Origin of the sequence: Kordia jejudonensis, assembly GCF_001005315.1 — a bacterium.
Taxonomy (GTDB): Bacteria; Bacteroidota; Bacteroidia; order Flavobacteriales; family Flavobacteriaceae; genus Kordia; species Kordia jejudonensis.
Genome location: NZ_LBMG01000023.1, coordinates 46,553 through 68,907, shown reverse-complemented (window position 1 = coordinate 68,907; position 22,355 = coordinate 46,553). Strand labels below are relative to the sequence as shown.

Annotated in this window: 23 protein-coding genes and 1 other RNA gene; 11 read left to right on the top strand and 13 right to left on the bottom strand. The window is 33.3% G+C overall.

Annotated elements, in window-relative coordinates; translation table 11 throughout:
- Window positions 1-1,208: 1,208 nt before the first annotated feature.
- The 3 genes from AA089_RS12275 to AA089_RS12265 are packed head-to-tail and all read right to left on the bottom strand — an operon-like array spanning window position 1,209 to window position 2,392.
- Window positions 1,209-1,427 (bottom strand): VF530 family protein, encoded by a 219-nt coding sequence (locus AA089_RS12275; protein ID WP_046757253.1) that lies wholly within the window; start codon window positions 1,425-1,427, stop codon window positions 1,209-1,211.
- A complete protein-coding gene (locus AA089_RS12270) occupies window positions 1,420-1,821 on the bottom strand; it encodes a DUF5004 domain-containing protein (protein WP_046757252.1) in 402 nt (133 codons plus the stop codon). The genes AA089_RS12275 and AA089_RS12270 overlap by 8 nt, the downstream gene beginning before the upstream one ends.
- A gap of 19 nt (window positions 1,822-1,840) precedes the next feature.
- Window positions 1,841-2,392, bottom strand: a complete 552-nt coding sequence (locus AA089_RS12265) for a hypothetical protein (protein ID WP_046757251.1) — start codon at window positions 2,390-2,392, stop codon at window positions 1,841-1,843.
- A 179-nt stretch (window positions 2,393-2,571) separates the two neighbouring features.
- Between AA089_RS12265 and AA089_RS12260 the strand changes: the two genes are divergently transcribed.
- On the top strand, window positions 2,572-3,096 hold the full coding sequence (locus AA089_RS12260) for a hypothetical protein (RefSeq protein WP_046757250.1): 525 nt from the start codon (window positions 2,572-2,574) through the stop codon (window positions 3,094-3,096).
- A gap of 48 nt (window positions 3,097-3,144) precedes the next feature.
- On the opposite strand, the gene AA089_RS12255 is transcribed toward AA089_RS12260, so the two are convergent.
- From AA089_RS12255 to ffs, 3 genes are all read right to left on the bottom strand, one after another.
- The gene (locus AA089_RS12255) at window positions 3,145-3,702 is read right to left on the bottom strand and encodes a DinB family protein (RefSeq protein ID WP_046757249.1); all 558 of its coding nucleotides are present in this window, start codon (window positions 3,700-3,702) and stop codon (window positions 3,145-3,147) included.
- Window positions 3,703-3,728: 26 nt separating this feature from the next.
- Entirely contained in the window at window positions 3,729-4,535 is an 807-nt protein-coding gene (locus AA089_RS12250; RefSeq protein ID WP_046757248.1) for an SDR family oxidoreductase, read from the bottom strand.
- 275 nt (window positions 4,536-4,810) lie between these two features.
- Window positions 4,811-4,909, bottom strand: an RNA gene (gene ffs, locus AA089_RS24085) — signal recognition particle sRNA small type.
- An 86-nt stretch (window positions 4,910-4,995) separates the two neighbouring features.
- On the opposite strand from ffs, the gene AA089_RS12245 reads away from it, so the two are divergent.
- Complete coding sequence (locus AA089_RS12245; RefSeq protein ID WP_046757247.1) at window positions 4,996-6,060, top strand: glutaminyl-peptide cyclotransferase; 1,065 nt, start codon at window positions 4,996-4,998, stop codon at window positions 6,058-6,060.
- Between the two features lie 881 nt (window positions 6,061-6,941).
- On the opposite strand, the gene AA089_RS12240 is transcribed toward AA089_RS12245, so the two are convergent.
- The 4 genes from AA089_RS12240 to AA089_RS12225 are packed head-to-tail and all read right to left on the bottom strand — an operon-like array spanning window position 6,942 to window position 9,774.
- The gene (locus AA089_RS12240) at window positions 6,942-7,592 is read right to left on the bottom strand and encodes a response regulator transcription factor (RefSeq protein WP_046757246.1); all 651 of its coding nucleotides are present in this window, start codon (window positions 7,590-7,592) and stop codon (window positions 6,942-6,944) included.
- A complete protein-coding gene (locus tag AA089_RS12235) occupies window positions 7,589-8,359 on the bottom strand; it encodes a sensor histidine kinase (protein WP_046757245.1) in 771 nt (256 codons plus the stop codon). The genes AA089_RS12240 and AA089_RS12235 overlap by 4 nt, the downstream gene beginning before the upstream one ends.
- Window positions 8,326-8,988 carry a hypothetical protein gene (locus AA089_RS12230; protein ID WP_046757244.1) on the bottom strand — a complete coding sequence of 221 codons (663 nt, stop codon included), beginning with the start codon at window positions 8,986-8,988 and terminating at the stop codon, window positions 8,326-8,328. The genes AA089_RS12235 and AA089_RS12230 overlap by 34 nt, the downstream gene beginning before the upstream one ends.
- Before the next feature lie 6 nt (window positions 8,989-8,994).
- Window positions 8,995-9,774: a hypothetical protein gene (locus AA089_RS12225; RefSeq protein ID WP_046757243.1), complete on the bottom strand. Its 780-nt coding sequence runs from the start codon at window positions 9,772-9,774 to the stop codon at window positions 8,995-8,997.
- Window positions 9,775-10,019: 245 nt separating this feature from the next.
- Between AA089_RS12225 and AA089_RS12220 the strand changes: the two genes are divergently transcribed.
- The 8 genes from AA089_RS12220 (at window position 10,020) to AA089_RS12185 (ending at window position 16,187) form a co-directional block, all read left to right on the top strand.
- A complete protein-coding gene (locus tag AA089_RS12220; protein ID WP_046757242.1) occupies window positions 10,020-10,301 on the top strand; it encodes a hypothetical protein in 282 nt (93 codons plus the stop codon).
- 155 nt (window positions 10,302-10,456) lie between these two features.
- Window positions 10,457-11,632, top strand: a complete 1,176-nt coding sequence (locus AA089_RS12215) for an MFS transporter (protein ID WP_046757241.1) — start codon at window positions 10,457-10,459, stop codon at window positions 11,630-11,632.
- A gap of 104 nt (window positions 11,633-11,736) precedes the next feature.
- Window positions 11,737-12,675 (top strand): carboxypeptidase-like regulatory domain-containing protein, encoded by a 939-nt coding sequence (locus AA089_RS12210; RefSeq protein ID WP_046757240.1) that lies wholly within the window; start codon window positions 11,737-11,739, stop codon window positions 12,673-12,675.
- A 90-nt stretch (window positions 12,676-12,765) separates the two neighbouring features.
- Complete coding sequence (locus tag AA089_RS12205; RefSeq protein ID WP_156168990.1) at window positions 12,766-12,924, top strand: hypothetical protein; 159 nt, start codon at window positions 12,766-12,768, stop codon at window positions 12,922-12,924.
- A gap of 76 nt (window positions 12,925-13,000) precedes the next feature.
- Window positions 13,001-14,575, top strand: coding sequence for a hypothetical protein (locus AA089_RS12200; RefSeq protein ID WP_046757238.1), 1,575 nt, complete (start codon window positions 13,001-13,003; stop codon window positions 14,573-14,575).
- Between the two features lie 102 nt (window positions 14,576-14,677).
- Window positions 14,678-15,001, top strand: coding sequence for a hypothetical protein (locus tag AA089_RS12195; RefSeq protein ID WP_046757237.1), 324 nt, complete (start codon window positions 14,678-14,680; stop codon window positions 14,999-15,001).
- Window positions 14,976-15,647 carry an alpha/beta fold hydrolase gene (locus tag AA089_RS12190; RefSeq protein ID WP_046757236.1) on the top strand — a complete coding sequence of 224 codons (672 nt, stop codon included), beginning with the start codon at window positions 14,976-14,978 and terminating at the stop codon, window positions 15,645-15,647. The genes AA089_RS12195 and AA089_RS12190 overlap by 26 nt, the downstream gene beginning before the upstream one ends.
- 180 nt (window positions 15,648-15,827) lie before the next feature.
- Complete coding sequence (locus tag AA089_RS12185) at window positions 15,828-16,187, top strand: hypothetical protein (RefSeq protein ID WP_046757235.1); 360 nt, start codon at window positions 15,828-15,830, stop codon at window positions 16,185-16,187.
- A 12-nt stretch (window positions 16,188-16,199) separates the two neighbouring features.
- On the opposite strand, the gene AA089_RS12180 is transcribed toward AA089_RS12185, so the two are convergent.
- Together AA089_RS12180 and glyA are read right to left on the bottom strand one after the other, a co-directional pair.
- Window positions 16,200-17,912, bottom strand: coding sequence for an FG-GAP-like repeat-containing protein (locus tag AA089_RS12180; protein ID WP_046757234.1), 1,713 nt, complete (start codon window positions 17,910-17,912; stop codon window positions 16,200-16,202).
- 174 nt (window positions 17,913-18,086) lie between these two features.
- Complete coding sequence (gene glyA, locus AA089_RS12175) at window positions 18,087-19,361, bottom strand: serine hydroxymethyltransferase (RefSeq protein ID WP_046757233.1); 1,275 nt, start codon at window positions 19,359-19,361, stop codon at window positions 18,087-18,089.
- A 122-nt stretch (window positions 19,362-19,483) separates the two neighbouring features.
- Between glyA and fahA the strand changes: the two genes are divergently transcribed.
- A complete protein-coding gene (gene fahA, locus AA089_RS12170; protein ID WP_046757232.1) occupies window positions 19,484-20,773 on the top strand; it encodes a fumarylacetoacetase in 1,290 nt (429 codons plus the stop codon).
- Window positions 20,774-20,900: 127 nt separating this feature from the next.
- On the opposite strand, the gene AA089_RS12165 is transcribed toward fahA, so the two are convergent.
- Window positions 20,901-22,202 carry a polysaccharide lyase family 7 protein gene (locus AA089_RS12165; RefSeq protein ID WP_046757231.1) on the bottom strand — a complete coding sequence of 434 codons (1,302 nt, stop codon included), beginning with the start codon at window positions 22,200-22,202 and terminating at the stop codon, window positions 20,901-20,903.
- Between the last annotated feature and the right edge of the window lie 153 nt (window positions 22,203-22,355).

Sequence of the window (22,355 nt, the reverse complement as noted above, 5' to 3'; positions counted from 1 at the left end):
TTATAAAATTTACAATTCATAGAAATTCGTAAATGTTCGTTAAGTATATTTTGACTGTTATTAGCTTGTACACTAGCTGTTCATAGAAACTCGTTAAAGTTCGTTGAGTGTATTTTGACTGCTCATTGATGACTTTTTATAAAAAATAAAGGATGGATTATCCAAATTACCACAACCACACTACCACATTTTTAAAATTTGCTACCACACCTACCACATTTTTATTATTTACATATACTATATATGTTATATAATATATTATATATAAGGTAGTTATATAGATATTAAGACTTGTGGTTTTACAGTGTGGTAGTGTGGTTATGTGGTTGTTAGTTTTTGTAGAGTTTAAAAAAAATGAGTTGTGCTTAAGTTAAATTTATTTGTAGATACTTTCTAAGAATATGATAAGACACAAAAAAAACCGCGTAACGCGATTTTTTAGAGGGTTTTGAGTAATTGTGATACTATTGTTATTTGAGTTGAATTCCTTCTTAAATTTCTGTTGTATGTTGGTTTCTTACTCTTGTGATATCTTGGGGTTCGCCCAAGAGTTCAACAATTTTTTCAACTTGTTTTGGTGTGTAGCATCTTGCGACGTATTCGCCTATGCTATGCTCAATTGGTTTGAGCCATGCGTAAAATTTATGAAGTGTTACGCAATAGGCATCGGCTAATTGAACTTTTGAAACAGATTTGTAACGATATTTTGTGGATATATTATTTCGATTTAATGTTTTTAAAATTTTGAATGTTATCAGTCCAAGACTGAAAAGAGTGAAGCATAAAAAAACCGTAGCACAGCTATTTAATAGTTATGCTACGGTTTTTATTACTTAGCTTGCTTTTAGTAATTCAGAATTTTTTTCTAAGTACTCGCCAAAAGATATAATATCTTTGATGAAAAACTTCGATTGCGGAATGTTGTGGGTTCAAAAATTCTTTACGAAAAATTCCTGCTATACTTCGGAAAAGAAAAGTATCGAACTAAATTTTTATCTCGAACTCAAGTTATTTATATCATAAATTACGGTAAAAAGTATGGAACAGTAAGCAAAACATGTATGGATGTCATGTTTCTATGTAATGTTGGTATTTTTTAAGATTTCTCCTTCAATTTTGAAAAATGATAGCGATTGATTTTTGACACAAAAATTACATACATACGTGCTGAAAATGCCAACACAACTAAAATCGAACATTTTATATCATTAACGAATCAATTTTAAGTATAAATTTTCAACTTTGGTACGCGCCCAAGGCGTTCGTCGGAGAAATTTTAAGCTTGACTTTATAGAAGGATTGCTTTTAAAACAGTTGATATTGATGTGATTGCTCAATTCTTCAAACCCGTAATGTTCAACTAAAGTTTCTAAAATTTGCGCTAATTTTACGCCGTGTAACGGATTGTTGGGTTGTTCGTTATGCATCCGTTTTTATTTTTTTGTATTTGTAGCGCAATCCATTTTCTGTAGTAGTTTCTTTCAATGTTAAGATATCATTTTGTATGCTGATCACTTCAAATTGACGTACTCCAATGGTTAGTATATTTTTCTTGATGGAATACCTAACTTCCATTACAAATTTCTCCATATCAATAACCAATGATTTGTCTTTTTTAAATCGTAATAACACATCAGATTGTATGAGTGCATCAGGTTGTTTACTGCCAAGATTTTCAGAAAACGTTGAGTCGTCATTCTCTTCAACAGCTGTTATTTGTGTGACAAGTTTCCATGAACCAACAATTTCTTTTTCAACAGCAGTTTGTGCAGTACAAAAGTTGAGTCCAATAATTAAAAATACAATAATTCCAATACGCATAGTTATGTTTTTAAGTGGTTTAAATACCTAGATGTTTTTTAAAATAGTCTTGAAACCAGCTTAAATCATCCAATAAATACTGTTCATTTTCTTCGTCAACTCCAAGTAAAATATGTATTTCATTTTTCGTGTCTACTAAGTAAAGTTTGCCTGCAAAATTTCCGTGTTCAAGTTTTTCGATCGTATAATCAAAGTCTTTGACATTTTCTGCATCAAACCGTTTTGATTGATCATTTTCTACAATAGTAATTCCGTTATCATCCAGTATTTTACGATTTTTATTCGCTTTCATCTTAGATTGCATTCGAAGTCCATTTACAACACCAAATCCAAATAAAAACATTATGAATACTGGTATTTTGACACTTATTCTTTCTTCAGAATCTATAACGCTTGAAATGAAAAATATACCTGCACCTAACGCAATGAAGCATGGAAATAACACCAACAAAAAAAGTGATGTTATGTCTAATTTTGCATTCGATATGATAATTTTTCCATTTTCTTTAGAGAATGAAATTTTGAGCCGATTTAGTTTTGATTCTAATAAAAAGGTACTGGAATTACTCATGAATACTCGTTATAATTTTAGATTCTAAATATATTATGATTTATTGATATCAATGATCATTTTTGAGAAAAGTTACATCATTTCTTGAAATTCACTAATGTATTGATCATCTTTTTTCCTTTCTGTAGTGTAACATCTGGAAGCAATTCACCACCTATCATTTATAAAAGATGATACCTATGCACGATTTTCTAGAACGAATACAATTGATAAAACACACACAAATTACACTAAACATTGACAAATCTGAGTTCATCAGCCATTTTAAAGCCAACGTTGATGAAGGCAGTATTGGTGCGTTTTCTAGTATGTTTGAAGCGTTTTCTTCTAGTAAAAACAGGTATAAGGGAAATATTTCTCAAAATAGCTTTAAAATTAGAAGACGAAGAGAGTTTTTTGATAGAACAAGCTATTTGGCGCGTGTTACGGGAACATTTCGACAACAAAATGATCAAGTTGTTATTGATGCAAAAGTGAATGGATTTAGCAACTTTTTAATTCCTTTATATATTTTTATCACTTTGTTTTATATCCTATTCATTCCGATGGCAATTATAGGATTTGCTGATAGTATCATTCCGATTGTGTTTGTCTTTTTTCATGCACTAATGATGTATTGCATTCCCTATTTTATAATCAGAAAAAGAGTGAAAAACACCGCAATAGATATTGAAAAAGAATTGTTTTTTATGACAAAATCATAAAATTCTTATCATTCATGGAAAAGTAATTTTATAGCGAACTTGTATTTTTTAGAAACGTTTAATAATCAATCGAATTTGTCCCATATGATTTGCTTGATGTTCCATTACATGATACCAAGCCCAATGATTGTTCATATTGCTATTCGCCACATCAGCCACAAACCAAGCATCATTTTTTGTTTTTAAAAGGCGTAGTGTTTCTTTTCGAACAGTATCCCAAATATCTAAATAATACTGAATTGGCTTATTTTGAAATGCTTTTCTGCCATTTTCTCCCAAGCTCAGCGCTTTTGCCCATTCACTTTCACTTGCATCGAAACCTCTATTCTCAAAAGTATACAGTTGATAATATTTTTCTGTGGCAGCAAGATGATAAATCATTGCGCCAATTCTGTTGGCGTTTTCATCTAGTAAAAAATCGGTTTCTTCTTGAGATAAGTTTGCCACACTTCGCGTAATGCGACCTTTTAAGTCTTCAAGCATCGATACAACGTTTCCTATTTGTGTATCATATCCTTTTGAAGATTTTATTTTTTGTGCATTTAAAGAAAAATTACACAACAATGTTAAAAATAGAAAGATTGTACTGTACTTGATATGTTTCATTTTATTCGCTTTAAAGATTCAGAAATTTACAACTTATAATGATTCATCAATAACTTTTCATACATTTTATCTGGCAAAATTCGTTTTAACACAATGGAAAACTTCTGCATAAACGCACCAACTTTGTAGTGAATTTTTGGTTTTTTAGTTTCAATAATGCTCAACACCGCTTCTGCCATCATTTTTGGATCTGAACCTTCGTCAACATGTGCGTCCATTTCTGTGAGCATATTTCCATAAACTTCCTTGTACGGAGAATTGTCAAAAACGGGCGTATGATAACGTCCAGCCGCAATATTGGTTGCAAAATCGCCTGGTGCCACGTTGGTAATTTCTACACCAAACATTTTAGTTTCCATGCGCATGGCTTCCGTAACCAATTCTAAAGCACCTTTTGACGCTGAGTAAATTCCTCTGTACGGCAATCCCATATAACCTGCAATAGAAGTCACATTGATGATTAAACCGCTTTTTTGTGAACGCATTTGTGGCAAAACGGCTTTCATAACCGCAATTGGTCCGTATAAATTGGTTTGAAACGCTTTGTGGATTTCTTCATCTGGTGTTTCTTCAATTGGTCCTGTAATTCCCACACCTGCATTGTTGATTAACACGTCTAATCGTCCTTCTTTTTGAACAATCGTAGCGACTGCTTTTTGAATTGTTTCTGTATTTCGCACATCAAGCGCTAACAAATTAAATTCGTTAAAGTTTGTGAATTTAGCAGGATTTCTACTAGTTCCATACACGGTATATCCTTTTGAAGCTAATAAAATTCCAATTGATTTTCCAATTCCTGATGAACCACCAGTAATTAAGACCACTTTTGACATTGCGTTGCGTTTTGGTTAATTTTTTTACAAATATGCTATATTAATGATGAATTTAAAATTCAAAGTGTAAAAATTTAGAATCGCTACGTTCAATTTATTTGTAAAATGAACATGTATAGAATTGTAATCTTACACTGTATAGCGCTAAACTTACTATCGTTTGATAACAGAGAAAGTTAGTGATGAATTAAAAACGAAACTTACGATTGTAAAAATGAGTCGGACAGAAATGAACTAAGATATGATCTGAAGATGATGAAACTATTGGGTACAAAAAAAGGCAAGCTACCTACATCACACCGCTACGACCATTTACCTTTGCTGCGTTCCCGCCCTGGAGGATTCAACAGGAGCTGGTTGTGTAGGACTTGCCGATGCAAAGATAAAATGTTTTTACATTTTAGCAACCATTTTTTAAACTGATTTTAATGAATTAACTTGCCAGAAATTAAGAATTCCAATGAAATTATATAATACATTCATAATCATATTTTTAAGTTTACTATTTTCTGCTTGTGGTGGCGAAAAAAATTCCAATACACCATCGTTTTCTTTAAAAATTGATGGAGAATCCGCAAAATTCCCGCTTACTTCAGCGTTAAAAGCTACAGTTGTGAACAAAAATGAGCAAACTGTAAACGCTGTTACGTATCGAATTAATGATACTGAGTTGAAAAATACAAGCGCAAATCCGTTAGTTTTAGAAACAACAATTCCTGCGGATCTTTTATTAGGACATCAAGCTTTAGAAGCAATTATTTCCTTTGCTGACGGAAAAACGGATACTATTTCTAAGAACTTGATGATTGTTTCAAATACAACTCCGAAAATTTACACGTATAAGATTGTAAATACATTTCCACACGATCAAAAAGCATATACACAAGGTTTAGAGTTTTACAGAGATACTTTATTTGAAAGTACAGGACAACGTGGCGAATCTTCTTTACGTAAAGTAGATTATAAAACAGGAAAAGTGTATCAAAAAATTGATTTAGACAATGTGTATTTTGGAGAAGGCATCACTATATTGAATGATAAATTGTACATGCTTACTTGGCGTGCAAAAGCTGGTTTTGTGTTTGATCCGAATACTTTGAAACGTTTAGACACTTTTTTATATCAAGAGAGCAAAGAAGGTTGGGGATTGTGTAATGATGGAGAAAAGCTATACAAGAGTGACGGAACGGAGAAAATTTGGATTTTAGATCCTTCAACATTACAGGAACAATATGCAATTCAAGTGTGCGATAACAAACGTACGTATGTAAAGGCAAACGAATTGGAATTTATTGATGGGAAAATCTTTGCCAATAGTTATCAAAAACCAAGCATGATGATAATTAATCCGAAAAATGGAGCTTTGGAAGGTATTATTGATTTTAGAGGATTGAAAGAAAAAGTGACCAATCATCCTGCAATTGATGTGTTTAACGGAATTGCATACAACGCAAAAACAAATACATATTTCGTTACAGGAAAATACTGGGACAAGCTTTTTGAAGTGGAGATTATAGAAAAGTAGTTAGTTTCTGGTTGATGGTTGATGGTTGATGGTTGATGGTTGAAAGAAACTTTTATATTTTACATTTAGTATTTTACATTTTTAATTTCCTTTTTGTTCTTTGTGGAGTCGTTTTAGATGAAATCTCTAAATACTTTCATAATTCTGAATCATGTTTCAACTGTTTGTTGGTCTTAGGTCTTGGATCTTGGTACATTTGTAACCATCATTCAAATTGAAACGCATTCTACTAAACTTCGTTTGTTGTTGATTTGTTTTTTGTAAAGCTGTGTATTTGAAATCTCTAAATACTTTCATAATTCTGAATCATGTTTCAACTGTTTGTTGGTCTTAGGTGTTGGGTCTTGGGACATTTGTAACTATCATTCAAACTGAAACGTATTTTACTAAACTTCATTTGTTGTTGATTTGTTTTTTGTAAAGCTGTGTATTTGAAATTTCTCAATACTCTCATAATTTTGAATCATGTTTCAACTGTTTGTTGGTCTTAGGTGTTGGGTCTTGGGACATTCTTAACTATCATTCTAATTGAAACGCATTTTATTAAACTTCATTTGTTGTTGATTTGTTTTTTGTGGAGTCTTTTAGATGAAATGTCTCGATTCTTTCCTCATACCTCATCCCTCATCCCTAATTTCTAATTCGATATTCGTTATTTGTTGCTGGTTGCTTGTTGCTTGTTGCTTGTTGCTTGTTGCTGGTAAAAAGAACTATTTTTCTAATTTAAAATTCAACAGGTAGCATTCAACATTTTAACTTCGTTGTTCGTTGTTTGTTGTTCGTTCTTTGTTCTTTGTTCTTTGTTCTTTGTTCTTTGTTAAGTTAGAGAAACATTTAACACCCAAAACCAAAGACCCAAAACCTATCATCCAAAATACAACTCAAATCTTCACAATTTCATTCTTTATCGCCAAAACCACCAAACCAGCAGTGTTTCGTACGTTGAGTTTTGCCAATAGTTTTTTCCGATGTCCTTCTACAGTTCGGTAACTTATAAAAAGCTTCTCCCCTATTTCTTTGGCGGTGTATTCTTTACAGATTAATGCTAAAATTTCTGTTTCACGTTCAGAAAGATCAAAAGTGATATGATTCGTAGTTCGTTTTCCTTTGTACATCATTACTTTTCGCATGATGTTGGTTATTTTATTGTTGAAATAATAATCGTATTCCATCACACAACGAATGCTATCAATTACTTCTTCTGGACTTGCATTTTTCATGAGATATCCATTGACGCCCAATTCAATCATTTTGATGATATGCCGTTCTTCTTCATGCATGGTTAACACAATGATTTTCATATCTGGATATTTCTCCAACACTATTTTTGCCGTTTCGTATCCGTCCATTATTGGCATTCTAATGTCTAATAATACGACTTCGGGCTTTAGTACAGAACTTTGTAATGCTTCAAGAAATTCGCTACCATTTGAAGCTTCAAGAAGAATTCCCATGTGTTTTTCATCTTGAAATATCGCCTTTATGCCTTCTCTAAATAGTAAGTGATCGTCTACTAATCCTATTCCAATCATATATTTTTCTTTAGTTGAAGTGTTGTTATTGTTCCTTGTTGTTTTTTAGATGAAATGGCAAGATTTGCACCTAAAATCAATGCACGATCGTAAATATTACGCAATCCTGCACCTTTTTTTACTGTTTCTGGATCAAAACCTTTACCATCATCTTTTATAATTAATTTGAAATGTGCATCATTATTGGTGATTTGTATTGCAATCGTATTCGCAGCTGCATGTTTTACAACGTTTGTAATGAGTTCTTTTATAATACGATATATGGCAAGTTCGGTTGAAAATTTCAATCGTTTTTCACTTCCATTCCATTCGTAATCAACGTTGAGTACTCCTGTTTCGTTTAAGGTGTAACATACATCGCTTAGTGCTTCGTTTAGACCAAAATCTTCTAAAGTTGGCGGCATGATATTGTATGAAATTTCACGAACTTTTTTCAACAAATCATCCAATTGCACCCGAACCATGTCAGATTGCTCTACAAGTATTTCATCTGGCGCAGCTTCTTTTTTCAATTTAGAAACACTCAATAAAATGGTTGATATTCCGCCACCAATTTCATCGTGTAAATCGGCCGCAAAACGTTTTCGCTCTTCATCTTGAATTTCTATAGCACTATCTAACAACTGTTGTTGGTGCGTGATTTTTTGCTGTAACAATCGCTTTTTATAAATTAAAACAAATCCAACAATGGCAATTGCTAGGAAAAACATTCCCAACATGCCACCGTATAATATTAGTGAAGTTCCTTCTTGTGCTTGATTAACCATATGCCTATTGCGATAAAAAGATAATGAATTATTAAGAATAGTCCATGCAATGTCCAAGCTTCAAAGAAATGTTGTCTAGAAATATGAACTAAAAAATTATTCGAAATGAATAATAAAAAAGAACCAGAAAAATACACCAAAACACCTGCATTGATCCAAAATACTGGATGTGTTTCTAGTCGTACAATCGTACGATCGACAAAGACTTTGTAAAACCATGCAATCGCAAAACATAATAAAAATGCACCTTCAACAGACCTACTATATGAATTGAACGTTGTTAACGATTGCCAATAAATGGTATTTGTAACTGAAAAAATTACAAATATGATTAACATGCTTACAATTACTTTTTTAACAACTTTATTTTCAAACAATTGATAGTAAAATACACTCCAAAGCGCATATTCTAAAACAGTGTACATATGCAATAAGTACATATTATTTTCTTTTTCTAGATAGATAAGATATGCACTGTACGAAATAATGGCTGCTACAATGAGTAGTATTGCCAGCGTCCAGAATAACTTAGTAAAACGTTTGAATCTGAATATCATTACTAGTATTGGTAGCGCCAATGACAATTGCGCAATTTCACTAATGGTTGCTAAAAAAGTTCTTGAAAGCATCGTTATTTATGATTCAGTACAGGTTGTGTATAAAATTCTATTTACAGCACATGAAACTTCTCCATTTCCTGTACATGGTGCTGCGGTATTTACATATACTTCTGGTGTATCAATATCGCTATAATAATCATTTACGCTATTAGTAGCTCCAATAAGTATAACACGATGAACTCCATCTTCTAATCCAAAATACACACGTAAAGCATTGGTATCTTCGTTAATAATTGTGAATTCATTAAATACAGCATCTAAATCTTCAATGTTAAAATAGATAGATATCAATTCTTTATTCATTTCACATTGCCAAATGGAAACACGATCAACAGCTTCTTGTTCACTAATTTCTCCTAATTTAATGAAACATTCATTTTCCGTAGAATGTTGTACTGTTTTCATCATACTTGTTGTCCTGATAGGATTTACGTTTCCAATTGCTTTAAATAATATACTTTCAGGGTCGCACAATTCTGGACATGGCAATGCAAAATCGTAAATGCCGCTGAATTCATCTATGCTTTTTGCTTCTGATGTTTCATTAATAATATCTTCATTTTGATCATTAACGCCAACCGCAATCATATCAGGAGCATCTTCTCCATTTTCTTTTGTGGTAATTCCTATGTAAAATCGAACACCAACGACACCTTCTTCTTGTGCCAAACATTCAATATCGTTTTTATGAAAGAGGAATGCTTTTATTACATTTTCTTTTCGCCAGTTTGCTGTTAAAACTGCCGCTTTTCCTAACTTCATTTCATCGAAGTTATCAATTGGTTCTAAAGCCATAATTAAAATAGTTTTAAGGTTTTTACTAAATTATTGTAAATAAGACAATTACACATACGTATTTCTACGCGTTTGCATTGCTTATAACACGTGTTTTAAATCACGTAGTAGCTATCTTTTACTTCGTTTGAAAACCATCTACTTTTGAATCATACCAAAACAACATCAAATTAATGGCTTAGCGCTGAGCAATATACGAGATGTTTTATCAACTAATTATTAATCATTTTTAAAACCTTAACATTATGTCAATTTTTTGCGGATCGGTCGCTTCAAACGGTCAAATTATCAGTAACAATAACTTTTCATGTCAGTATGATTCTGGACAACAGAAATATACTATTAGTTACAACGGAAATGTAAATGACGGAGCTTCTGTAGTAGTATCTCAAACATTACAAATACCAGGATTATCCTATATATTATATTCGTATAACAACGGATTTACCATGCAAGTGTTTCAAGTCGTAGATGGTGTGTATACGCCAGTTGCAAGTGGTTTCAATTTTATTGTAGACGAGTTGTAATTATAAGTATCTTTTCAATAACAAACTCCTTTATTTCTGTATTGAATAAAGGAGTTTTTTTTATACTTCACAAAACTCTTACTGTTCATTTCTCAATTGGATAAGATTATTGTAGTTTTAGCCATCACAAATACCAACAACGTGTATTAACTTTAATGAACGTCCCTAAACACATTCTTCCTATTATAGTAATTTCACAATTTTTTTGTACATCCTTGTGGTTTGCAGGAAACGGAATTATGCCCGAATTGGAATCAAATTTTAATCTCGGAGAAAGTGCTTTGGGCTATCTTACTTCTAGTGTGCAATTCGGATTTATTGTTGGTACTTTAATTTTTGCGCTTCTTTCAGTAGCCGATCGGTATTCGCCATCGAAAGTTTTTATGATGTGTGCTTTTTTAGGCGCAATGTTTAATATGTGCATCATTTGGAAAGGAAATACATTTGTTACGATTCTTAGTTTTCGATTTCTAACAGGGTTTTTCCTTGCGGGAATTTACCCAGTAGGCATGAAAATTGCCGCCGATTATTTTGAAAAAGGACTTGGCAAATCGCTAGGATATTTGGTTGGTGCGCTTGTTATTGGAACTGCTTTTCCACACTTATTGAAAGACATCAAAGGAAGTTTACCGTGGGAATCGGTTGTGATGATCACTACTGCTATTGCGACATTAGGCGGTATATTGATGTTTGGTTTAGTGCCCAATGGTCCGTATAGAAAACCAAGTCAACACATCAATATTTCCGCGATTCCTACCATTTTTAAAGAATCGAATTTCCGAGCTGCTGCCTTTGGATATTTTGGACACATGTGGGAATTATACGCTTTTTGGGCATTTGTTCCCGTGATACTTCAACGCTACATGGAAAAACATGCTGAAATGACAAATGCGATTCCTTTTCTTTCCTTTATAATAATTGCAATTGGTGGTTTGGGTTGTGTACTTGGTGGTTATTTAGTTCAAAAATTCAACGTAAAACAGATTGCCTACTTATCGTTATTATTGTCGTGTATCTGTTGCCTTTTGCTTCCGTTTGTATTTTATATAAATTCGTTGGAAATTTTCATTGCATTTCTCCTTTTTTGGGGAATAGTCGTTATTGCAGATTCGCCACTATTTTCTACATTGGTTGCACAAAATGCGCCAGTAGCATTAAAAGGTACCGCACTAACCATTGTAAATTGTATTGGGTTTTCAATCACAATCATAAGTATACAATTATTGAATGCATTGCAAACAGTAACTGATACACCAATAGTATTTAGCATATTGGCGTTAGGACCAATCGTTGGATTACTAGCAATCCGAAGAAGAAAGAAATCTGTATAGCATATACGTTAACTCACTAAAAAGAGTGCTTCACTCATTGTCGGTTTTCTACCTTATGTTTTTATGTTTTTATGTTTTATTTGAAATATATTCAATATAAACATATGAAACATCCAAAAATAACTATTCGTATTCCAGAACCTTGTCATGAAGATTGGAATGAAATGACACCAACACAAAAAGGTAAGTTTTGTAACGTTTGCACGAAAGAAGTTATTGATTTTACCGCTGAAAGTGATGAACAAATTATACAACATTTTCAGAAAAATGACAATGTTTGCGGACGTTTTCATACTTCTCAATTAGATCGGAAACTAATTGTCGATAGAAAAAAACGAAATCATTGGTTATCATATGCGGCTTCATTTTTGCTTCCCATCACACTTTTTTCTCAAGAAGTGAAAAAAAATACAATCGAAAAACCAAAAACGGAACACACGAATGCTACTACATATACTTCGTTACATATTGGATCGCTTCACAAGCAAAAAGAAAGCATTACAGTTAGTGGTATAATTACAGATGATACTGGATTCCCATTGCCAGGTGCAACTATCAAAATTAAAGGAACCCAACAAGGAATAATTACAGATTTTGATGGCAATTATACACTTAATGTGAATAAAAATGATGTACTCATAGTAAGTTATGTTGGATATATCACTGCTGAAATAAAAGTAACGAAGGAAAAAATTAATGTCGTATTACAAACGGACAATAGCTTGGGTGAATCGCAAATACTGCCAATTCCCAATTCAAGATTAGTCAAAGTAAATATTGGAGCTGTGGCAATTGTTACTGCTGAAGATATACAGAAGCGAAATGATAGTCTAGCAGTTAATGGAACAATAACCGATGATGCAGGACTTCCTTTAGCTGGTGCAACAGTGAAAGTAAAAAATACGGAAACTAGCGTAACTACAAATTTTGATGGTCATTACATACTGTATATGAAGAGAAACGATACGTTAATCGTTAATTATATTGGGTATGAATCTACAGAAATTAAAGTCACAAAAAATAAGCATGATGTACAATTATAATCAAACGTTTTAGGAGAAATTGTTACTGTTGGTGGATATGTGATATCATCTGAGCCATTGATAGAAGATAATGATAAACCAGTGACCAAAGTGCAAACAGAAAATAAACTCCGCATTCAAAACTACTTTGCGTTTCAAAAGAAAAAATGGCGTGAAAAACGTGAAAAAAGACGCGCAGAGAGAGCAGCACGCAAAGCAGAAAGAGCTGCAAAACGTGCTGAAAATAAAAAATCGAGCGATAAACAATAATTAGAACTTCAAAAAGTTATATTTTTACAGCTAAATGTATGTCTACTTGAAGATGTATCATGATTAAAATATTACAATGAAGAAACTTTTATATGCTTTTTTAATTTTCGCAATTGCCATACTTTGGAGTTCATGTCGAAAAGATTTTGTAACCGTTCCGAGTTCTGGACAATTAGAATTTTCTAAAGACACCGTATACCTTGACACCATTTTTACCAATATTGGTTCAAGTACGTATAACCTAAAAGTATACAACCGAAGTGATGATGATATTAATATTCCAACAATACAATTGGGCGAAGGCGAAACGTCTAAATATCGTTTAAATGTTGATGGAATTGCTGGAAAAGTATTTGAAAATGTTGAATTATTAGCCAATGACAGTTTGTTCATATTTGTAGAAACGACCGTGAATATCAATGATTTTGCGAGTGGCGATCAGTTTTTATATACAGATGCCATACAATTTGATACAGGTGGAAATCAGCAAAAAGTAGAACTCGTCACGCTTGTGCAAGATGCTGTTTTTCTCTATCCACAACAATTTAATGACGGAACTGTTGAAACATTGTTGTTAAGTGTTGATGATGAAGGCAATGAAACACGAATAGAAGGTTTCTTTTTAGAAGATACAGAACTCAACTGGACAAATGATAAACCTTACGTCATTTACGGATATGCCGCCGTTGGGCAAAATAAAGTCTTAACTATTGATGCAGGCGCAAGAGTTCATTTTCATGCAAATTCGGGCATTATTGTCGCCAATGAAGGTTCATTGCAAGTGAATGGAACCACAAGTACAACAGAAGAACTCGAAGGCGAAGTTATTTTTGAAGGCGATCGTTTAGAGCCTGTTTTTGCGAACGTTCCAGGACAATGGGGAACCATTTGGCTGACAGATGGAAGTACCAATAACTTCATCAATCATGCAACTATAAAAAATGCTTCCGTAGGAATTTTGGCAGATAATAATGACGGAACTGCAAATCCGACATTGACACTCAACAATTCTCAAATTCATAACAGTGCTACCGTTGGTTTACTCGCACGAACTGGTTTTGTAGAAGCTACAAATACGGTTATTGGAAATGCAGGACAAGCTTCTTTATACTGTAATTTTGGTGGACAATATAGATTTACGCATTGTACATTTGCCAATTATTGGACAAATAGTTTCAGAGTATTTCCAACAGTATTATTGGACAACTATTTTGATTTGCAAGATGGAAGTTTTCCACTATTGGAACCAATTGATGCTACATTTTTAAACTGTATCATTGATGGAAATAATAATATTGAGCTAGTTTTAGATGCAAATGAAAGCGCTGCCTTTGTGTATAATTTTCAGAATTGCTTGATTAAATTTGATGATTTTCAAAATAGATTTACAACCGATCCGCTATATAACTTTAATGAATCAACGCTATTTGATGAAGTTTCCTTGTTATTAAGTTCGAATTCAATAGACTTTAAAAATCCTGAAGAAAACGAATTTATGATCGGTGCAGATTCTGATGCAATCGGAATTGGAAATCCGACAATAACTTCAATGTTTGCTCCAAATGATATTTTAGGAACTAACCGAACTACTGCACCAAATAACAAAACTGATGCAGGCGCGTATCAAAATGTGATTTTTGAAGATGATTAAAACCATTAATTGATGTCAAAAAAGCTTAAGTGTTAACTAAACACGAAGGCTGTTTTTGGAATACTTTTTGATTGAATGTTTTAGAATTTTCAATCATATATAATGGGACGAGCAATTACGCTACTACTAATAGTACTTTATGGATATTTGGGACATAGTCAAACAACCAACACCAAAATTGATACAACTGAAACAGTACGTATTTCCAATTCAGAGCAAGTAATTCGCATTAAAGGAGATTATCTTGAAAATCCAGTACTCCTTTATATAAATGGTGGTCCGGGAGATTCTGTAATGACCCAAATTGATAAAATGTTTGGGAAACTTCAACAAGACTTTACTGTAGTATTGTGGGATCAACGAAAGACAGGTAAAACGTTACATTTAAAGAATTTAGAAGTTGATCTCAGTCAAGAACTTTTTTAAAAATGACACTTATATACTCATACAATATCTTCTTCAAAAGTTTAATAAGAAAAAAATTGTACTGGTAGCACATTCATATGGTACATTACTTGGCTTTCATATAGCGAAAAATCATCCTGAACTTATTCACGCTTTTATAGCAACGAATCCACTAGTACATCAGAGTGAAAGTGAACTTCTAACACTAGAAATGCTAAAAAAACATGCTAAAGAACAGAAGAATACCAAGGCAATAAATGAACTGTCTAAAGTATCTATTCCGTTTAAAACGGCAGAAGAATTATATTATGCAAGAAAATGGCTTTTTGATTTTGAAGGGAAAAAATATGCTAAGAAAAAATCATTTAAAAAACGAGTATTGTCGTGGGCAAATACTTGGTTACCACTTTTTAACGAAGCAAGTCAAGAAAATTTATTTCAATCTTTAAAAAAAATTGACTGTCCTGTATTTTTTATAATTGGCGAGCGTGATTATCAAACCAACTCAAAACTAACACAAAGTTATTACAACCTTCTACAAGCAACTCAAAAAGAATTATTTACACTTGAAAAAGCTGGACATTTGATTCCTTATGAACATAGAGAAGAATTCCAAAAAATAATTATCGAAAACACAATGCCAATCATAACCACTGAAAAGAATTAAGCATTCCATTTTTAACAAACAAGATATTCTTTCTTAAAACCTATTTGAATTCATCCAAAAAAAAATCCTTATATCGAATAGTATTCTAAAAGACAAACATGCTGTTAAGATGCTTTTTTTATTTGTATATTGGTATTACAATAAAAACAAAGAATAGTTTAACACTAAATTCAAAAAACCATGGGATTTATTTTTGACATTGCCAATATATTAGCAGGAATTCTACTCGGAATTACCGCACTAGACAAACTTGATGGCGAAAGCAATTTCTTTAATAATGTCGCCAAGAAATTAATGCCGTTTACTCTTATTATCGGAGGTATTTCATTTGGTCTTGGACTTTTTCTGCTTATTTTCTCAAAAGGTGGCTTTCTATATGAATTGGTAGCAGTTTCAGGCGGCTTATTGTTATTGACGCATGTGGTAAGTCAAATTCCAGCTGTTGGCGGAGTATTGGTAAAGATTTCCAAAAAATTAATGCCTTTTAAAGTTATTATCGGAATTACGCTACTTATTTTTGCGCTAATTTATCTTTTTTAGTTTGAGATCATTTTAATAAATAATGATTTTTTGAACAGTTTTACTGCTTTCAGTACGAATTTCTAAAAAGAAAATTCCACTAGATAAATTTGAAACATCCAATTTTGAATGCAAACCTTGTGATTTCTGAGAAAATACTTGTTTGCCCAAACTGTCATAAATCGTACTTGTGTAGGATTCAGAAACTGTAGTTGAAACGATAATGTAATCCGTTGCAGGATTTGGATACACGCTGAAACTCCCAGCATTTTCTTCTTGTATTCCTAATGTGCTTCCTTCGGTTACAGTAAGTAATTGATTGGCATTTACGTTTGTATATGTATCTGTAATGCCGCTTGGCCAGAAGATTTCGAGCATATCAATTGTAGTTGCTGTGCCCAATCCGAAAAGTTCTGTAGCAGAGTTTTGTCCTAAAAATGCTTCGCCACACAATACGTATCTGTACATTGGCGCTCCATTGATAGTTGCTTTTATTTTTGCGCCAATTCCTGCTTTGTTACTCGTAGTTCCGTCCAGCTTGACTTTTAACCAATTGTTTGTTCCGCCAGTACTTCTCCATAACGAATTGTTATCTGGCGCCAAATTGATGACCACAAAATCCTGATAACCATCATTATTGACATCGCCAATGGCATTTGAGAAACTTGTGTATGTGTCTGTTGTAAATCCAGCATTTGCAGGAATTGTATACGTATAATTTGCATCACATTCATAAAAAGCGGTGGTTAACAATCCTGAATTTGGATCGTTTATCATACTAGAAACATACAAATCTAAATCGGTATCATTGTCTGCATCAAAGAAATTTGCGCCCCAACCTATGCTATTAAAAATGGTTCCTGAAGCAGTAGCTTCATCTGTAAACGTTCCGTCGCCATTATTTTTGAGAAGATGATTTCCTTCTGTGGTATTCGTAACGTAAATATCTAGAAAACCATCATAATTGTAATCGTCAATTGTGGTAGACATTGCATTTGCCGCAACGCCAGCACCAGAAGCCAAACTTACATCTGTAAAGGTTCCGTTTCCGTTGTTTTTGTAGAGAATATTTGTATTGGCAAATCGGTCATTGGAAATATAAATATCTAAAAAGCCATCATTATCATAGTCAAAAAATGAAGAACAGAATGATAAATGTCCAACCGAACTGATGCCAGCTATCAACGAAACATCTGTAAATGTTCCGTTTCCGTTATTTCTATACAATTGATTCGGAATGATTTTAGCATCATCTTTATTACTTAAGAATAAATCTAAATCGCCATCATTGTCATAATCGCCAAAAGAAGCGCCATAGGTAAATAATGTTGTTGAGGGAAATCCCGCAATAGCGGTCACATCTGTAAAATTGAAATTTCCATCGTTTTGGTACAATTTGTTTGACGCATCAAATTTTGTCACAAACAAATCATTATCGCCATCGTTATCATAATCGACCCACAATACCTGTTTGGAATGATTTCCGATAGTAATGTTGAATGTCTCTTCTACAAACGTTCCTGAATTGTTTTTAAAAAATCGTACGGGGAAATTTTCTTTACTCGCAAAGGTTAAGTCGTCCCAACCATCATTATCGTAATCGTAGAAACTCACGCCACCAAGTTGTGTACTTGCGTTTCCAGTAATATTGATACCGAGTTCAAAAGCTTTGTCTTCAAAAAGTACTTGTGCGCTTGCTAGGGAAATACACAGGCACGTTAATACAGCAATAGTATAACTTTTCATCTGTTTATTGTTTAGAATACAGTAATGGCAGATGGAATTCGCTACTCACTTTTCAATTTATGTTACAAATCTGAATAGCGTATTTCATATTTGCAATTTTTTACATCTCATTGCAAATATAATAAATCTTAATTTTATGTTAAAACGTTATACTATTGCGCTCTTTTTTAGGACTTATGCTTGAAATAATGGCTTATCAGACATCATTACATTTACTTTAAATGCAATGCTTTCTAATTTTTCATCACTTTCGTAATTCATCAACGCTTCATCGATATATTCAACAATAAGTGCCATATCGTCTTCTTTAAGACCTCTGGTTGTTATTGCTGCAGTACCAACACGAATTCCAGACGTTACAAACGGACTTTTATCGTCAAACGGAACCATATTTTTATTCACCGTAATATCAGCTTTTCCAAGTGCTTTTTCAGCATCTTTTCCTGTGATGTTTTTATTTCTAAGATCAATTAACATCATGTGATTGTCTGTTCCACCAGAAATAATATGATATCCTTTGGCTACAAATGCTGCCGCCATAGCTTTTGCATTTTTTTGAACTTGTAAAATGTAGTGCATAAAGGCATCTGTCAATGCTTCTCCAAAAGCAATTGCTTTTCCTGCAATGACATGTTCTAAAGGTCCGCCTTGGTTTCCTGGAAAAACGCCACTATCTAGTAATGAAGACATTTTGCGTAAGTTTCCATTCTTCAATTTGAGTCCAAAAGGATTTTCAAAATCTTTCCCCATCATGATGAGTCCACCACGAGGTCCACGCAAGGTTTTATGTGTGGTTGTCGTAACAATATGACAATGTGGAATTGGATCGTTTAATAGGCCTTTAGCAATCAATCCAGAAGGATGTGAAATATCGGCTAATAATAGTGCATTTACACTATCAGCAATCTCGCGAAAGCGTTCAAAATCGATATCTCTTGAATATGCAGATGCACCAGCGATGATCATTTTTGGTTGCTCTTTGGTAGCAATTTCTTGAATTTTATCATAATTTAATACGCCTGTCTCCTCTTCTACTCCGTAAAAAGTTGGTGTGTATAATTTTCCAGAGAAGTTTACGGGAGAACCATGTGTTAAGTGTCCACCATGAGATAAATCGAATCCTAAGATTTTGTCTCCTGGTTTCAAACACGCTGCAAAAACGGCTGTATTTGCTTGACTTCCACTATGTGGTTGTACATTAACGTATTCGGCACCAAATAAAGCTTTTGCTCTTTCAATAGCTATATTTTCTACTTCATCTACAACTTCACAGCCGCCGTAGTAACGTTTTCCAGGATATCCTTCTGCGTATTTATTAGTCAGTACAGAGCCAACAGCTTCCATTACTTGGTCGCTTACAAAGTTTTCAGAAGCGATCAACTCTAATCCTTCTTTTTGTCTTTCTTTTTCGGCTTGAATTAATTCAAAAATTTGTTCGTCGCGTTGCATTATTTTGAGTCTATGTTAATAAAATCCAAAAATATGATATAGATTCCATAACTCATATAGAAAACTCATATATTTGAATAGAAATAACAATTTTTATCAAATTATAAATATTCAACACAACCATGCCAGATACTACAAATAATCCCAATAGAAAAACATGGCTAGAAGTTGCTCCTGATAGTGACTTCCCTATACAAAACATTCCTTTTGGAGTTTTCCTCACTAGAGATGATGTGATTACCATTGGTACACGTATAGGCGATTTTGCCATAGATTTAGGAGCACTACACCAACTTGGATACTTTGATGGAATTCCGTTGACAGATGATATTTTTCTTCAAGATAGCTTGAATGATTTTATTTCGGACGGAAAGAAAACATGGCGCTTGGTTCGTAATCGTATTGGAGACATTTTTGATGCCGATAATGGCGATTTGCGCGATCATGCAGAACATAGAAATACAATTATTTTTACTTTAGATGAAATAGAAATGCAATTGCCAGTTCAAATTGGTGATTATACTGATTTTTATTCAAGTATTGAACATGCGACAAATGTAGGTACTATGTTTCGTGGTGCCGATAACGCATTAATGCCAAATTGGTTGCACGTTCCTGTAGGATATCATGGAAGAAGTTCTTCGATTATTCCATCTGGAATTCCGATTCATCGTCCGCAAGGACAAACATTGCCCGCTGGAGCAGAAACACCTGTTTTTGGTCCTTCGCAGCGTGTTGATTTTGAATTGGAAATGGCATTCATTACTACAGATGCTAACAATTTAGGAGAACCAATTCCTATTGATGAAGCAGAAGATTATATTTTTGGTGTTGTATTGTTTAATGATTGGAGTGCACGTGACATTCAAAAGTGGGAATATGTACCATTAGGACCATTTTTAGGAAAGAGTTTTGCATCGTCAATTTCTCCTTGGATCGTTACTATGGATGCTTTAGAGCCATTTAGAGTAGAAAGTCCAAAACCTTTAAAACCACAGTTAGAATATTTACAATATTCAGGAAAGAAAAGTTATGATATTCATTTAGAAGTAGGTATTACACCTGAAAATAGTGAAGAAACTATTGTTGCGCGTTCTAATTTTAAATACATGTATTGGAACATGGTTCAGCAATTGACGCATCATACGGTAAATGGTTGTCCTGTAAATTCTGGCGATATGATGGGAAGTGGAACGCTTTCTGGAAAAACACCTGATTCGTATGGTTCTATGTTAGAATTGTCTTGGGCAGGAAAAAACCCTGTGAAATTAAATGATGGATCTGAACGAACGTTTATCAATGATGGCGATACGGTAACCATGCGCGGACATTGTAAAAATGAACATGTACGTATTGGTTTTGGAGAAGTTTCTTCAAAATTATTGCCCGTTTTTCAACCGAAGAAAAAATAAAGTACCATTTATATACATAAAACTCCCAATACTTACATTGGGAGTTTTTTTGTGCTAATTCGAGAAAAATAAAATAGTTTGATGCTGAAATAAATTCAGAATTTCACTTTTCAAATACTTGAAAAGCTTAGTGTGTAATACTTAAATTCTTAATGCGTACAATTCCGTGCGAACCTGTATAACTAGCTCCTTGAACTGATTGCAAGTAGTTTCCAACTTTGAAATAGTTTCCTGAAGTGTTTGTTCCAATTGCTTGTGAGAAAATTTCAGAACCACCATCAAAAACTTTTACAACTCCATTGTTGTACTGAATTTTAAACGTATAACTTGTATCAAGTTTGTAGCCATTGTCAATAATTAGACTTTTTCCTTGAACATCTTCAGTGATGTAACCGCTAATTTTAAGACGTACATTTCCAGAAGTTTGATTTTCATCTCCTATAAATTGTACTCTAATCACATCATCAACCGTATTTGACGGACCGTGAATTTGTGCAAAACATAAAACTCCACCATTATTATCAGCATCTTGCGGCAAACGATCAACTCTCACTGTAAATGTCATCGTATTATTTCCAGATCCACCGTTCCAACTGGCTAAATTTCCATTGCTCATTTCTCGTAATTCCACTCTAGGATTTCCAGAATTTGCAGATCCACCTAAACCTCTGTAGCATTTAAAAAATGTCCATTCGCCATCTGTATAAAAATAATTAGGATCGTTATATGTTGAAAACGTTTGTCCTGTAGAAGCCAATACATTGTCTCTATACGTTGCGTTTGCTCCTGGACTTCCTGTAAATCCATTCAATTTCCAGTCATTTGATGTCAAACCTAAAACATCTCCAGGTGAGTTTCCACCGCCAGTAGTTCCGCCAGTTCCATAAATTTCTGTTTCTGTAATACTATTCCAAGAACTTGAAGAATTTCCAAAACATGAAATACGTACATAGCGTACATTAACTGTATTGAAAGTGTAGGTTTCTAATCCGTTTGTGTTTCCACTACTCCCTGATGTTTTTTTGTCTACAATTGTTTGTAAATTATAAATAGATGTTCCCACTCTAATTTTAAAGTATGCTTTTCGCTGATTTCCTTTGTAGAAAGCTAATTTAACTGACGAAACGGACTTTACACTTCCCAAATCGTAGGTAATGTATTTTCCATTATAGCCATTTGATGACCAACGTGTTCCTAGGCTTCCGTCCAATGTGTTTTGGGGAACATTTCCATCATCGCCGTTAGCAGAAACGCTCACAGGTATAATTTCAGAGTTCTTTGCTTGCAATGTCAAGTCTTCATCTACTAAAAGTACTTCGTCTGTTTCAGTAATTGTATCTTCGGAGCATGCTACATAGCAAAAGATAAGGCAGACCACAGTTGCAATTTTTAATAATTTGTACGTTACATTCGAAAAAAAATGTTTCATGATTTAAATGGTTTTTGGTTAAATTTCTGGTTAACCAAACTGGTTTTCCAATTTGGTTAACCAATTATACGACAAAAAAAAGTGTATAATTACATGTAAAACCATAAAATAGATATGGTTTTAGTAAAGTGTTAAATCTGTAACATTTTTACT

Bases quoted from the DNA above. Each gene is read 5' to 3' on its own strand.
- AA089_RS12235 (WP_046757245.1), bottom strand. From the start codon at position 8,359: ATGGTTAATCAAGCACAAGAAGGAACTTCACTAATATTATACGGTGGC.
- AA089_RS12230 (WP_046757244.1), bottom strand. From the start codon at position 8,988: ATGCTTTCAAGAACTTTTTTAGCAACCATTAGTGAAATTGCGCAATTG.
- AA089_RS12200 (WP_046757238.1), top strand. From the start codon at position 13,001: ATGAAGAAACTTTTATATGCTTTTTTAATTTTCGCAATTGCCATACTT.
- AA089_RS12265 (WP_046757251.1), bottom strand. From the start codon at position 2,392: ATGAGTAATTCCAGTACCTTTTTATTAGAATCAAAACTAAATCGGCTC.
- AA089_RS12195 (WP_046757237.1), top strand. From the start codon at position 14,678: ATGGGACGAGCAATTACGCTACTACTAATAGTACTTTATGGATATTTG.
- AA089_RS12210 (WP_046757240.1), top strand. From the start codon at position 11,737: ATGAAACATCCAAAAATAACTATTCGTATTCCAGAACCTTGTCATGAA.
- AA089_RS12180 (WP_046757234.1), bottom strand. From the start codon at position 17,912: ATGAAAAGTTATACTATTGCTGTATTAACGTGCCTGTGTATTTCCCTA.
- AA089_RS12225 (WP_046757243.1), bottom strand. From the start codon at position 9,774: ATGGCTTTAGAACCAATTGATAACTTCGATGAAATGAAGTTAGGAAAA.
- AA089_RS12255 (WP_046757249.1), bottom strand. From the start codon at position 3,702: ATGAAACATATCAAGTACAGTACAATCTTTCTATTTTTAACATTGTTG.
- AA089_RS12220 (WP_046757242.1), top strand. From the start codon at position 10,020: ATGTCAATTTTTTGCGGATCGGTCGCTTCAAACGGTCAAATTATCAGT.
- AA089_RS12270 (WP_046757252.1), bottom strand. From the start codon at position 1,821: ATGCGTATTGGAATTATTGTATTTTTAATTATTGGACTCAACTTTTGT.
- fahA (WP_046757232.1), top strand. From the start codon at position 19,484: ATGCCAGATACTACAAATAATCCCAATAGAAAAACATGGCTAGAAGTT.
- AA089_RS12240 (WP_046757246.1), bottom strand. From the start codon at position 7,592: ATGATTGGAATAGGATTAGTAGACGATCACTTACTATTTAGAGAAGGC.
- AA089_RS12275 (WP_046757253.1), bottom strand. From the start codon at position 1,427: ATGCATAACGAACAACCCAACAATCCGTTACACGGCGTAAAATTAGCG.
- AA089_RS12215 (WP_046757241.1), top strand. From the start codon at position 10,457: ATGAACGTCCCTAAACACATTCTTCCTATTATAGTAATTTCACAATTT.
- AA089_RS12245 (WP_046757247.1), top strand. From the start codon at position 4,996: ATGAAATTATATAATACATTCATAATCATATTTTTAAGTTTACTATTT.
- AA089_RS12165 (WP_046757231.1), bottom strand. From the start codon at position 22,202: ATGAAACATTTTTTTTCGAATGTAACGTACAAATTATTAAAAATTGCA.
- AA089_RS12260 (WP_046757250.1), top strand. From the start codon at position 2,572: ATGCACGATTTTCTAGAACGAATACAATTGATAAAACACACACAAATT.
- AA089_RS12185 (WP_046757235.1), top strand. From the start codon at position 15,828: ATGGGATTTATTTTTGACATTGCCAATATATTAGCAGGAATTCTACTC.
- AA089_RS12250 (WP_046757248.1), bottom strand. From the start codon at position 4,535: ATGTCAAAAGTGGTCTTAATTACTGGTGGTTCATCAGGAATTGGAAAA.
- glyA (WP_046757233.1), bottom strand. From the start codon at position 19,361: ATGCAACGCGACGAACAAATTTTTGAATTAATTCAAGCCGAAAAAGAA.